Source organism: Pedobacter sp. UYP1 (assembly GCF_040547305.1).
Classification (GTDB): Bacteria; Bacteroidota; Bacteroidia; order Sphingobacteriales; family Sphingobacteriaceae; genus Pedobacter.
This window is the reverse complement of record NZ_JBEPPL010000002.1, coordinates 17946-30450: the sequence shown is the minus strand read 5'-3', so window position 1 is coordinate 30450 and position 12505 is coordinate 17946. Positions and strand designations below refer to the sequence as shown.

The window sequence follows — 12505 nt, the reverse complement described above, 5'->3', positions numbered from 1 at the left end:
GTGATATTTTTATTTACACACAATGACTTGTGTATACACAAATATGCTTTTTTGGTGGTAAATGTTTGTTTTATGTTAATTTATGTCTCTGTGAAAACTATAAGTTCGAGTACCTCTCTCTCCGCAAGATTATAAATAAAAAAAACGCTTTAAGCTGATGCTTAAGGCGTTTTTTTTATTAATTTGGTTCAACAATGAAAGAACCCGGCGATACAATCACTACCCCGCGATTATTACTCCGTCTGATAGATAGTGAGGCAGCAGAAGCTATTCTTGCCGGCGATATACAGACCGCAGGGCAAATGATGGGAGTAGCTATTAATGAAGACCTGCTGGACTATCATAATAGCTTTAAATACGGCCAGAAGCAACTGGAAGATGATCCGCTATATTCTCCATGGTCAGCCAGAGCAATCATACTACCAGATGAAAAGGTAATGATTGGTCTTATCCGCTTTCATAACCGGCCAGATCCTGAATACATTTATGACTATGGAAAAAACGCTGCAGAGTTTGGGTATAGTATTTTTGTGAATTACCGGCAGCGTGGTTATGCAACTGAAGCTGTAAAGGCAATGATGGAGTGGGCAGTGCAAGCGTATGGTATTTGCCGTTTTCTCGCTTCTGTATCACCTGACAATACAGCATCTCTCCGGCTTATTACTAAGCTCGGATTTAACAAAGTAGATGAAATTATGGATGATGTTGATGGCATGGAACATGTTTTTCTACGTGTAATCCCCAATAGCTGACCGTATTTCAATAGCCGTATAAAAATATCCTTTGGAATCAAGGTAATAATCGAATGAGGCGGTTTCACCATAAGTCATGGAGAGCCGGTCTTTGATGTTCTTTAAGCCGATGCCATGACTTGAGAAATTGCTGGTACTAGATCTCTGATTGGCCGTTTCGATACGAAGGATTGAATTTTTGCAGGTTATTCTGATCTCCGCAGGTTTATCCGGATCATTAAGTTTACCATGTTTTAAAATGTTCTCTGTAAGTGTCATCAATACCAGTGGGATAAATGAAGTGGCCAGGGCTTCCTGAGTATAAACTAATTTTAGCTGTGCCCGATTTACCTGCCTTGCCTGGTGTAAAAGGAGAAAGTTTTCTATGAGTTCGACTTCTTTTTCAAGCTTTACAAATCCAGTTAATGTTTCTTCGCTCAAAGCGTATTGCATAATAGCTGATAATGATGCAATATTTTCCGCTGCTTTGGGTGCAGTTTCGTGCGTCTCCTGATATAAATAATCTAAGGTATTGATCAGGAATTCCGGGTTGATTTGAGACTTAAGGAAGGTGTTTTGTGTTAATATCAGTTCGTTTTTAATTTCTTTCTGTTGTATCAGATTTTTGAAATGTTGCTGTTCCATTTTCTCTAATAACTGTGTTTGACGCCAGCTGCGCATTAAAAAATAATACCCGGTACCATAACCTATAAAATAAACTGGTCTATATAATCTCTTGACCATTTCTTCTAAAAGATTAGCTGAATCCTCATAGTCCATGGCTTCATACAATAATACTTCACAGATTTTTTTTAAACTAATATAGAGTACCAGTTCGATCAGGATTAAGAACAGAAGGCGAAGTTTAAGCGTATTATCCGGATCATCCAGCGTGTGCTTTAATACGATTACATGGATATAAAACAAAGAAATATTAAAAGTATTGTAGAAAATGAAAACATCTAATGTTGTGCTTTTTCCCGTAGCAATCACCACTAACGTTAATTCATAAACAGTATAAATGCTCCATACCAGAAAATGATATTTATACTTATTCAGAAAGGTCAATAAGCGGTCATTCATGGTTTAAAATTGAACTTTAGTATAAGTATGGAAATAATTGTGGGTATCAAGGTAAAAGCCAAATTCGGCTCTGTCTCCATAAACAGTGGCAAGCCTGCTGTTAATACTTTCTAAAATTGTTTCATGCGTACTCAGGCTCTCCATGCATTTCATATTAGAGGTGTCAATAAATAAGATAGAATCTTCATAGATTATCTTAATTTTTGCAGGCTTTAATGAGTCATCGAGCTGACCGTGTTTGATTATACGTTCAGTTAGTGACATCAATATCATAGGAATAAAAGGGACAGCCAAAGCCGCTGCATTATAAGAAAAACTTAATTGTTTTTTTAAGGGTTCTCTGGCTTGATATAAAGTAAGAAAGCTCTCCACCAGTCTGATTTCTTTCTCCAGTTCCACAAATCCAGCATCCACTTCTTTACTTAAAGAATATTGTATGATATCAGATAAAGACAAAATACTTTCGGCAGCTTTTGGAGCTAGTTTGCGAGTCTCATTATATAAAAAACTCAGCGTATTAATTAAAAAATGAGGATTGATCTGGGCTCTCAAAAATGCGTTTTGGGTTAGTACAAGCTCATTCTTAATTGCTTTCTCCAACAAAATTGTTTTAAGCTCTTGTTGTTTCATCTTTTCTACCAGCTGTTTTTGTTGCCGGTGGTGCATTAAAAAATAATAGCCGGTGCTGGTACCCATATAATAAATGGCCATCCAGATCCTACCAATTATATATGCTTTGTTAAAAATCTGGCTCAGTGATTTTTGTGGGCTTTCATCGGTATACAGATATTTTGTAACCAGACCTCCGATCACGAGGTAGCCTATAATTTCCAGGATGATTAATATTCCCAGGCTATATTTAAGAATTTTATTAGGTGTATTCAGCGTGTATTTCAATACTACATGGGCATGGAAATAGAAAAGCAAAAGTGAGAAAAAATAGGCCAGAAAATATTGTTTAGCAGCTGAGAATTTGCCGGAATAGGTCGCTTGTATCAATATTTGATAAGCTATAAAGATACTCCACACCAAAAAATGATATTTGTATTTACTAAAGAAGCCCGCCGGATGAAAAATGATCATTTAAACAAAGATTACTGCGATCTGGGAGGTTTTATCCTTGCCGATACAACCGTATTATTCTTCACATAATCAAAAAATGATTTTTTATAAGTGTTTCCTATCGGTATCTGGGTTCCCTTAGCCATAATAATCAGGTTGCCCTCTATCATTTCTATCTTATTTCTGGCAATTACAAATGATTTCTGTACCTGTACCAGATTATTGAGCTGATTTAAAGTCTGAAGCGCTTCCTTTAATGTAAGATAAGTAATAATACTATCCTTATCCGTATGGACAATGATGTAATTATCCCTTGCTTCAAGATAAATTACCTCTTCAGGACTAACCTTGATAATTTTATTCATGACGCCTGTTTTGATAAATATCTCTGATTTAGGCACAGGCTGAACAGGGACTTTACCAATTTTTCTGATAATCTTTTCTATGGCTACAGTAAATTTCGGAAAGGTAACTGGCTTGATAATATATTGATCTGCCTCAAGTTCAAATGCCTCTACTGCATATTGATGGTATGCAGTGGTAAAAATCAGAAAGCGCGTTTTTGGACGAAGAATCTTAGCCAGGTCCATTCCCGATATGCCAGGCATATTAATATCCATAAAGAGGATATCTATGCGGTCCTCTTCTGTAATCTCTGCCAACGCAGTTATAGGTTGAGAATAGACTTTATGTAAATGAAGATTAGGCATGTTTTGAATATGATCTGTCAGCAATTCAATGGCATGATTCTCGTCTTCTATGATAACGCAATTTAATAGCATAAAACGGGTATTAATAGTGGCGGTTTTCTTAAACCATTAAAAAACTAAATTACAATAGATTATTGTTAATCGTACATTAAAATGTCATGATCTGCAGCAAGAGAAGATTATTCCTTCCATTGTCATACATTTAGTTATTATTTAATAGGAAGCACATGAAAGCATTAACATTCTCCAGTTTTGGCGGTTCGGAAGTACTGGAATATATAGAAGTACCCAAACCAGTCTTAAAAGAAGGAGAAATATTACTCGAAATGAAGGCTATAGGCCTGAACTTTGCAGATATTTACCGGAGGAAGGGGAATTATCACCTGACGGGACAGCCACCCTATATCGCCGGTTATGAAGGTGCGGGTATAGTGGCAGATGCAAATAACCATGCTGAATTTAAAATAGGGGATAGAATTTCATTTGCCGATGTACCATTTGCAAATGCAGAATATGTAGCATTACCCGTAAGTCATGCGTTGCCAATTCCCGAAGATATTAGTTTTGAAACTGCTGCCGCTGTTTTACTGCAAGGGCTTACCGCACAGTATCTCGCTACAGATAGTCATCAGACAAAAGCCGGAGACCTTGTCCTGATTCACGCTGTAGCAGGTGGGGTAGGTCAATTGCTGACTCAGATCACCAAACTTCTGGGGGGGACGGTTATTGGTTTAACTTCTTCCGAAGAAAAAGCTTCCATCGCCCTGAAAAATGGTGCTGACCAGGTTTATCTGTACAATGACAATTGGAAAAAACAAGTAATCCTGTTTGCGGCTGGCGGTGTAGATGTTGTTTACGATAGTGTCGGAAGTACCTTGCAAGATAGCTTTAACGTAACTAAAGATTGCGGGCAGGTGGTATTTTATGGAATGAGTGGTGGAGACCCTGCCTTTGTCGATCCCCGAATGCTGATGGACGGCTCTAAAACATTAACAGGAGGAGACCTTTGGAGTTACCTGACCAACAGAGAAGAGCGTGTAAAAAGATCAGGTCAATTATTTGAATGGATCAGAACAAAACAAATTACCATAGCTGAGCCAGCTTCCTTCAAATTATCAGCAGGGAAGAATGCACATGATTTTCTGGAGAGCAGAAAAAGTACAGGAAAAATAATTCTGATTCCATAAAAATAATTCTTCAACTATAAATTTGGAATGATGTATGCAGAAAAGATCCTGACTATACTTGAAAAACTAATCATACGATAATGCATAAAGGAAGAATGGAAGCTTTTAGTGATGGCGTAATCGCCATCATTATCACAATTATGGTATTAGAATTAAAAGTGCCCCATGGTGGTCATGATCTCAAAGCATTAATTCCACTCATCCCGGTGTTTATGAGTTATATCCTGAGCTTTGTGTATGTAGGGATATACTGGAATAACCATCACCATATGCTGCAGGCGGCAAAATCGGTGAACGGACGTATCTTATGGGCTAACCTGCATTTATTATTCTGGCTATCACTAATCCCTTTTGTGACTGCCTGGATGGGTGAAAACCATTTCAGCCAATGGCCAATAGCATGCTATGGTTTTGTGATGGTTATGAATGCATTTGCCTATTCTATTTTGTCAAACTCCCTGATTAAACACGAAGGAGAGAACTCAAACCTCAGTAAAGCAATAGGGAAAGGCACCAAAGGCATAATTTCAGTTGGATTATATCTAACAGCTATCGCCTTGTCGTGGGTTAACCCCTGGATCAGTTTTTCGTTATACGTATTAGTTGCAATAATCTGGTTCATACCCGACTCCCGCATTGAAAAAAGCATGACACAAGACCAGTAAATATTTCAGACCAAGATAGTACGGTACAGTTAGTCCGGCAGGAAGGTGTATAATTGTTTATTATTTTTGATATAGCAATAAAGCTGTATATTTTGCCAAAATCAGAGATAGAAGCTCAACACGTTAAACGTACTTTCGTAACTTGTGCTTTCAGTAAAAATGAGATTTACACATCTTTCAATGATTTCGCTTTATGAAAAGAGTAGGCCTTTTTATTCCCTGTTATGTAGATCAGTTTTATCCAAACGCAGGTATTGCAACTTATCAGCTGCTTAAAAAGCTTGGACTTGATGTTACTTACCCAACCGGACAAACCTGTTGCGGACAACCCATGGCCAATTCAGGATTCGAACATCTTACCCAGAACTGTAATCAGCTTTTTGTAGACAATTTTGCAGAGTTTGATTATATCGTATCCCCTTCGGGCAGTTGTGTCTTACATGTTAAAGAACATTTGCATACCGAAAAATCGGCAGATAAGGCAGCAGCAGTCAGAACCAAAGTTTATGAACTGGTAGAATTCCTGGTCGATGTCCTCAAAGTGAAAAACCTGAAAGCAAAATTCCCTCATAAAGTAGGTCTGCATCAAAGCTGTCATGGTCAAAGGGGATTATTACTTACACAAATGAGCGAATTAGTTGCCCCTTATTTTTCTAAACCTCAACAACTGTTGGCGCAGGTAGAAGGGCTGGAGCTCATTGATTTGAAAAGAGAAGACGAATGCTGTGGATTTGGCGGAACTTTTTGTGTAGTTGAAGAAGCTGTATCAGTGAAAATGGGTAAAGACAGAGTAAAAGACCACCAGGCAAATGGTGCCGAATATATAACTGGAGCTGATATGTCATGTCTGATGCATATGGAAGGGATTTTAAAAAGAGAAAATAGCAAAATTAAGGTGCTGCATATTGCAGAAATATTAAATGCGGGATAGAATTAGCTTATGAGTACACCAACGAAGACCCATCCTGAATTATCAGCAGTATTTAATAAAGACGAACAGCGTGTAAACTGGCATGATGAAACCTTATGGTGGATCAGGCAGAAAAGAGATAAATCCGCCAATAGTATCCCTGAATGGGAAGTATTGAGAGAAAAAGCTTCTCAGATTAAAAATAATGCCTTATCTAATCTTGCTGAATATCTGGTTAGCTTTGAAGAAAAGGCAAAAGCCAATGGGATTATTGTGCATTGGGCATCAGACGCGCAGGAGCATAATCAAATTGTACATCAGATTCTGCAAAAGCACAGCATCCACCAGCTGGTAAAAAGTAAATCCATGCTAACGGAAGAATGTCATTTAAATGAATATTTAGAAAAACAAGGGCTCGAAGTCATCGATTCTGATCTGGGAGAGCGCATTGTTCAGTTAGCCAAAGAACCACCCAGTCATATTGTTCTGCCTTGTATTCATAAAAAGAAAGAGGAAATAGGTGATTTATTTCATCAGCATCTCGGTGTCGCCGCCGGAACCTCAGACCCGCAAATACTTACAGAAGCAGCAAGGGTACATCTTAGAGAAACTTTTCTGACCAGGAAAGCAGCCTTAACAGGAGTTAATTTTGCGATTGCAGAAACCGGTGAATTTGTAGTTTGCACTAATGAAGGGAATGCTGATATGGGTGCCCATCTCGCAGATGTCCATATTGCCTGTATGGGAATTGAGAAGATTATTCCAAAGCGTAAACATTTAGGCGTATTTCTGCGCTTACTAGCCAGAAGTGCTACCGGGCAGCCGATCACTACTTATTCCAGCCACTTTAAGAAACCACGGGCAGGGCAGGAAATGCATCTTGTATTGGTTGACAATGGTCGTACTGTTCAAATGGGACGGGAAGATTTCAGAGCCTCTTTAAAATGTATTCGCTGTGGTGCCTGTATGAATACTTGTCCTGTTTACAGAAGAAGTGGTGGACACAGTTATCACAATGCAATTTCAGGGCCTATTGGTGCAATTCTGGCACCTAATCTGGATCGGGAAAAATATGCAGATCTTCCTTTTGCGTCCACTTTATGTGGGTCGTGTTCTAATGTTTGTCCGGTAAAAATTGATATTCACCAGCAACTCTATAAATGGAGACAAGTAATTGTTCAGGAAGGCTATGCGACATCCTCTAAAAAGATGAGCATGAAAATCATGAACTATACACTTTCTTCGCCGGGGATTTACCGTACTGCCGGAAAAGCAGGCAGATGGGTCCTAAAGTATATTCCATTTGCGGTTAATAACCACTTTAACCCATGGTATAAGCAAAGAGATATGCCCGGCGTTCCAAAAGAATCGTTCGGAGAATGGTATAAGAAGAATGTTAAATAGTATGAGCAGAGATAAAATATTAGCCGCATTAAGACAAAATCAACCTGAACTGGTTCCATTGCCAACCGCAATGCCTCTGGAGCGTGTAGAAATTCTTGAACTGCAAGCTAAATTTAAGGCGATGGCCGAAGGCATAGGAAGTACAGTACATCTGGTTGATGAATTTGCTGCAATACAACCTTTAATTGCAGCACAGTTTTCGGGCGAAAAACGGATGGTTTCTACCGTCAAAGAATTGATCTCTGCTGCTATTTCTGCCTTTGAGTTAAATTCAGATCCACATAGTTATGCAGATGTGGACGTCGCCATCTTTAAATCATCAATGGGGGTTGCAGAAAACTCTGCACTCTGGCTTACTGAAGACCAGATGGGAATCAGAGTTTTACCTTTTATTACCCAGCATATAGTTATGGTCGTTCCTCTTTCGGCATTAGTCCCGGATATGCACACCGCCTATCAGAAAATCGGAGAAGCTGAATATGACTTTGGAACTTTTATCGCAGGGCCATCTAAGACCGCAGATATAGAACAGTCATTGGTTCTGGGGGCTCATGGGCCAAGAAGTATGACTATTTTTATTTACGCCTAGTAAATGCTTTGAATTAATTTCTTAAAGGCTGAATGGCCTTTAAGCTAGCCTGTTAAAAAAGAATTTCTTTAATCTGGTTTTAATCTCAGTAATATTGTATTCTAATATCTTTGCGCTCATCCTATGAAGAAGATAATATTATTGGGTATAGCCGCTTTACTGGCGGCGCCGACTTTCGCACAAACAGACAGCCTGTTCAAAAAAAGATTCAACCTCCACTTCCAGCAAACTGTAATCACGCAGACTAAACCTGGTTTTGGTGCAGCGTATTCTGGTACAAACAGCCTTTCTAACGCTCATGAAACAGCAACTTCTTTTACCACAACATTATTTGGTGGAGCAAGATTATGGAAAGGAGCTGAAGCTTACTTCAATCCGGAGATGTCTGGTGGAAAAGGATTTAGTCAGGCCGTAGGGGTGGCAGGGTTTCCAAATGGAGAAACCTTCAGGATTGGCTCCCCGGAACCAGCAATTTATATCGCCAGAGCTTACCTTGTTCAAACCTTTGGCTGGGGAAAAGAAGTGGATACTATCGCCGATGATGCAAATCAGTTAGCCAGTTACCGCAAAAAGAAATACTTTTCTATTACCGCAGGTAAATTTGGATTAAGTGACTTCTTTGATAACAATGCTTTTAGCCATGATGCAAGGTCTCAGTTCATGAACTGGTCATTAATGGCGAATGGAGCATGGGACTATCCTGCCAATACAAGAGGTTATGTATTTGGGGTCGTATTCGAACTTGGTCAACCAACCTGGGCTTTACGCTTAGCCACTACAATGGTTACCACCACAGCAAACGGAGCAATCTGGGATGGTAAAATAGGTAAAGCACATGCATTCACACTTGAATATGAAAAGCGATACCAGATTAGCGGACAAAAAGGAACATTGCGTGTCCTGGGGTATGACAACGCCGCAAAAATGGGAGATTATCGTTTAGCTGTTGCGCAAAATCCAATCGCACCAGATATTACGGATACCCGCGCTTATGGCAGAAATAAATATGGGTTTGGAATTAATATAGAACAGAACATTAATGCTAATCTTGGAGTTTTTGCCAAAACAAGTTATAACGATGGGAAAACTGAAACCTGGGCTTTTACAGAAATTGACAGGTCAGTAAGTTTGGGGGCAATTTTAAAAGGAGATGGCTGGAATCAGAAAAATTCAGAAATCGGCCTTGCCTTTGTAGGCAATGGAATATCCAAAGACCACCGTGATTATCTGGCTCAAGGAGGATACGGATTCATTATCGGTGACGGTAAATTAAACTATGCACCAGAAATGATTGCTGAAACGTATTATAAAGTTAACGTTTATCAGAAGAAATTCTTCCTTTCTCCCGATTACCAATTTATCTTGCATCCTGCCTATAATAAAGACCGTGGACCAGTTCATGTTTTCTCCCTGAGAGCACATGTAGAATTTTAATAAAAAAGCCCTGCTTCTGATTAAAGAAGACAGGGCTGATTTTCCATAGGTATGGATATACTTAAAACTTAATACCTACACCTACAGAGAATACCTGATTCCTGAATTCTGGAGTAGAGGAAGTTCCATTTTCATTGTTTTTCTGGAAATCCAGCGCGTAACGTCCATGAATATCAAATTTATCATTGACATCATATCTGAAACCGATCAGACCACCAACCAGACTTTTCTTAAATCTGTCCGAATCTCCTTCTACATTGGTTTGTTCTACAGTTCCAAATCCATTGTCAAATTTGTTCTTAGTAGACAATAAGAAGGAAACCTGTGGACCAGCAACAATATTAAAGCTGCTTCCCAGTCTGAAACTGGCAAGAATCGGCACATCGATAAAGCTTGTTGTTTGTCTGAACTCTCCAAGTGAAGAAGTTAATTTGTAACCCTTCTGTGAGTAAAGGACTTCCGGTGTGAAAGCTAATCCCGCGATTAATGGAATTTCGACAGTAACCCCTGCATTAAAACCTGTTTTTACTTTGGTGTCGAAGTTGTTGTTGCCATCGCCTTTGATAATGTCTGATAGATTTAAACCGGCTTTGACACCAAATTTAATCCTATCCTGTGCACTTGCTGCTGTAGCTACAAAAAGGCCAATAGCCAAAATAAAGATCTTTTTCATGAGTATGTATTTGTTTTTTAATGGTTATGAAGCTATCATGATTTGTTTTTCATTTCGTTGTGTGATTTGAAAAATCATAATGGTTTCATAAGCTCACTAATTTTGTGATTAACGCGGAGTGCATAGAAATAAATGTGCCAATTTAAGAGATCTCAAGAATATAAAAATTAAATACTGACGTTAGGTGTTGATATACAGTGTGTTGTTTCCTGATTTTAAAATTGAAGTTTCACCTTAAAACTGTTCCTTGTGTATCAAATCTGATACATTGGTTTGGTGGTTTTGATTAACTTTGTGAGACTAACCATATCAATTATCCATGATTCAAAAAAAGTTCCCCGTATTTATTGTGTTGTTATTCGTTATCTTTTCTGCTCAGGCACAAAAGAAATCTTATATCCAAAGTCTTGATGAGCCTAACCATTGGGTAGATTCGGTGCTGCATAAATTAAAAAAGCGTCATAAAATTGCGCAATTGTTTTTCGTAAGAGCGCATACCAATAAAGGACAAGCCTTTGAAGATTCTGTCGGACATGTAATCAGAAGAGAGCGTATCGGCGGATTGGTTTTCTTTCAGGGGGGCCCCGGCAGGCAAGCTATTTTAACTAATAAGTACCAGGCACTCGCACGCACCCCTTTATTAATTGCTTCTGATGGAGAATGGGGATTGGGAATGCGCCTGGATAGTACAATCGCTTATCCTTATCAAATGGCACTGGGTGCTATACAAGATAAAGAACTGATTTATAAAATGGGGCTGGAAGTCGCTAAAGATTACAAAAGAATAGGAATGCAGATGAATCTTTCACCTGATGTTGATATTAATAACAACCCTAAAAATCCGATTATCAATTACCGTTCTTTCGGAGAAGACAAATATAATGTGGCAGTGAAAGCTGGTGCTTACCTAAAAGGAATGCAGGATGGCGGACTACTGGTGACTTTAAAACACTTTCCGGGCCACGGAGATACGGATGTAGATTCGCACTACGACCTGCCTCAGCTTAATTTTACTAAAGCGCGTTTGGATAGTCTGGAAATATATCCTTTCAAGGAGTTAATTCGGGAAGGTGCTGCAGGTGTAATGATTGCACATATGAATATTCCTTCGCTGGATAATACGCCAAATCTTCCTTCTACCTTGTCAAAACCTATTGTGACCGATCTTTTAAAGGGTGAACTTGGTTTTCGTGGATTGATAGTTACTGATGCGATGGAGATGAAAGGAGTAGTGAAGAATTTTAAAGATGGTGAAGCAGATGTAATGGGAGTTATTGCCGGAAATGATATTCTGGAACTTTCTGAGAATAGCAAGAGAGCAGTTAAATTAGTACGTCAGGCAGTGAGGGATGGAAGGATCAGTATGGAAAGGATTGACGAAAGTGTGCGGAAGATCTTAATCGCTAAATACTGGTCAGGAGTTTATAAAAAAGATACTGTGAATACACATAACGTTGCAGCTGAAGTTAACAGAGCAGAGAGCCTGACTTTATTGCAACAGCTGGCTGATGCGTCCATGACTATTTTAAATGGTGATGGTGGGATAAAATCACTGAACTTAGCAAAAAGAACTGCGATTATTAGTATTGGCACACCTGATATTACGGTGTTTCAGCGGGAGTCAGCGAAACTATACCAAAATTGTATGTTTTTCAACTTAGACAAAACAGCAAACGCAAATACAGTTGCCGGGGTTGTGAAGCAGTTGGCTGGTTTTGATCAGGTTATTATTGGAATTCATGACACCAGGTTACGTCCGGGAAATGGGATGGAACTGAGTGGTGATTTGAAAATGCTGGTCAGGGATATGGCAACAAAAAATGCAGTGTTCGCATTATTTGCTAATCCGTATAACCTGGCTGGTTTGCCGGGAATAGAAAATGCAAAGTCTTTAGTGGTAGGGTATCAGAAAGAAGATTATATGCAGAAAGCTGCAGCTGAAGTCATTGGCAATCTAAAAGTAGCTACTGGTAAATTACCGGTGACTGTCAATAATTTCTTCAAGTTCAATGCTGGATTATAGCGTCCTTCTGTTACCATAAAAAAGAGGCAATTTA

12 protein-coding genes are annotated in these 12505 nt (G+C 38.9%); 8 read left to right on the top strand and 4 right to left on the bottom strand.

Translation table 11 applies throughout. The annotated features are described in order from the left end of the window. Window positions 1–194 precede the first annotated feature (194 nt). Entirely contained in the window at window positions 195–752 is a 558-nt protein-coding gene (locus tag ABIB30_RS04020) for a GNAT family N-acetyltransferase (protein ID WP_354299471.1), read from the top strand. Here ABIB30_RS04020 and ABIB30_RS04015 read toward each other — a convergent pair. Genes ABIB30_RS04015 through ABIB30_RS04005 form a run of 3 tightly spaced genes read right to left on the bottom strand, consistent with a single transcriptional unit; the run spans window position 729 to window position 3658 of the window. Further along, window positions 729–1814 (bottom strand): sensor histidine kinase, encoded by a 1086-nt coding sequence (locus ABIB30_RS04015; protein WP_354299470.1) that lies wholly within the window; start codon window positions 1812–1814, stop codon window positions 729–731. The genes ABIB30_RS04020 and ABIB30_RS04015 overlap by 24 nt on opposite strands. A gap of 3 nt (window positions 1815–1817) precedes the next feature. Beyond that, complete coding sequence (locus tag ABIB30_RS04010; protein ID WP_354299469.1) at window positions 1818–2897, bottom strand: histidine kinase; 1080 nt, start codon at window positions 2895–2897, stop codon at window positions 1818–1820. Window positions 2898–2908: 11 nt separating this feature from the next. Beyond that, window positions 2909–3658 (bottom strand): LytR/AlgR family response regulator transcription factor, encoded by a 750-nt coding sequence (locus tag ABIB30_RS04005; protein ID WP_354299468.1) that lies wholly within the window; start codon window positions 3656–3658, stop codon window positions 2909–2911. Between the two features lie 155 nt (window positions 3659–3813). Between ABIB30_RS04005 and ABIB30_RS04000 the strand changes: the two genes are divergently transcribed. From ABIB30_RS04000 to ABIB30_RS03975, 6 genes are all read left to right on the top strand, one after another. Continuing rightward, complete coding sequence (locus ABIB30_RS04000) at window positions 3814–4773, top strand: quinone oxidoreductase family protein (RefSeq protein WP_354299467.1); 960 nt, start codon at window positions 3814–3816, stop codon at window positions 4771–4773. 80 nt (window positions 4774–4853) lie between these two features. Then, the gene (locus ABIB30_RS03995) at window positions 4854–5438 is read left to right on the top strand and encodes a TMEM175 family protein (protein ID WP_354299466.1); all 585 of its coding nucleotides are present in this window, start codon (window positions 4854–4856) and stop codon (window positions 5436–5438) included. Between the two features lie 193 nt (window positions 5439–5631). Further along, on the top strand, window positions 5632–6369 hold the full coding sequence (locus tag ABIB30_RS03990) for a (Fe-S)-binding protein (RefSeq protein ID WP_354299465.1): 738 nt from the start codon (window positions 5632–5634) through the stop codon (window positions 6367–6369). Between the two features lie 9 nt (window positions 6370–6378). Beyond that, window positions 6379–7752, top strand: coding sequence for a lactate utilization protein B (locus ABIB30_RS03985; RefSeq protein WP_354299464.1), 1374 nt, complete (start codon window positions 6379–6381; stop codon window positions 7750–7752). 1 nt (window position 7753) lies between these two features. Further along, window positions 7754–8341, top strand: a complete 588-nt coding sequence (locus tag ABIB30_RS03980) for a LutC/YkgG family protein (protein ID WP_354299463.1) — start codon at window positions 7754–7756, stop codon at window positions 8339–8341. 123 nt (window positions 8342–8464) lie between these two features. Next, on the top strand, window positions 8465–9775 hold the full coding sequence (locus ABIB30_RS03975; RefSeq protein WP_354299462.1) for a carbohydrate porin: 1311 nt from the start codon (window positions 8465–8467) through the stop codon (window positions 9773–9775). Window positions 9776–9836: 61 nt separating this feature from the next. On the opposite strand, the gene ABIB30_RS03970 is transcribed toward ABIB30_RS03975, so the two are convergent. Then, the gene (locus ABIB30_RS03970) at window positions 9837–10448 is read right to left on the bottom strand and encodes a porin family protein (protein WP_354299461.1); all 612 of its coding nucleotides are present in this window, start codon (window positions 10446–10448) and stop codon (window positions 9837–9839) included. Window positions 10449–10767: 319 nt separating this feature from the next. On the opposite strand from ABIB30_RS03970, the gene ABIB30_RS03965 reads away from it, so the two are divergent. Continuing rightward, window positions 10768–12471 carry a glycoside hydrolase family 3 protein gene (locus ABIB30_RS03965; protein WP_354299460.1) on the top strand — a complete coding sequence of 568 codons (1704 nt, stop codon included), beginning with the start codon at window positions 10768–10770 and terminating at the stop codon, window positions 12469–12471. Window positions 12472–12505 lie beyond the last annotated feature (34 nt).

What these genes read in the sequence shown, in the direction of transcription:
- ABIB30_RS04020 (WP_354299471.1), top strand. Translation starts at nt 195, where the DNA reads ATGAAAGAACCCGGCGATACAATCACTACCCCGCGATTATTACTCCGT.
- ABIB30_RS04015 (WP_354299470.1), bottom strand. Translation starts at nt 1,814, where the DNA reads ATGAATGACCGCTTATTGACCTTTCTGAATAAGTATAAATATCATTTT.
- ABIB30_RS04010 (WP_354299469.1), bottom strand. Translation starts at nt 2,897, where the DNA reads ATGATCATTTTTCATCCGGCGGGCTTCTTTAGTAAATACAAATATCAT.
- ABIB30_RS04005 (WP_354299468.1), bottom strand. Translation starts at nt 3,658, where the DNA reads ATGCTATTAAATTGCGTTATCATAGAAGACGAGAATCATGCCATTGAA.
- ABIB30_RS04000 (WP_354299467.1), top strand. Translation starts at nt 3,814, where the DNA reads ATGAAAGCATTAACATTCTCCAGTTTTGGCGGTTCGGAAGTACTGGAA.
- ABIB30_RS03995 (WP_354299466.1), top strand. Translation starts at nt 4,854, where the DNA reads ATGCATAAAGGAAGAATGGAAGCTTTTAGTGATGGCGTAATCGCCATC.
- ABIB30_RS03990 (WP_354299465.1), top strand. Translation starts at nt 5,632, where the DNA reads ATGAAAAGAGTAGGCCTTTTTATTCCCTGTTATGTAGATCAGTTTTAT.
- ABIB30_RS03985 (WP_354299464.1), top strand. Translation starts at nt 6,379, where the DNA reads ATGAGTACACCAACGAAGACCCATCCTGAATTATCAGCAGTATTTAAT.
- ABIB30_RS03980 (WP_354299463.1), top strand. Translation starts at nt 7,754, where the DNA reads ATGAGCAGAGATAAAATATTAGCCGCATTAAGACAAAATCAACCTGAA.
- ABIB30_RS03975 (WP_354299462.1), top strand. Translation starts at nt 8,465, where the DNA reads ATGAAGAAGATAATATTATTGGGTATAGCCGCTTTACTGGCGGCGCCG.
- ABIB30_RS03970 (WP_354299461.1), bottom strand. Translation starts at nt 10,448, where the DNA reads ATGAAAAAGATCTTTATTTTGGCTATTGGCCTTTTTGTAGCTACAGCA.
- ABIB30_RS03965 (WP_354299460.1), top strand. Translation starts at nt 10,768, where the DNA reads ATGATTCAAAAAAAGTTCCCCGTATTTATTGTGTTGTTATTCGTTATC.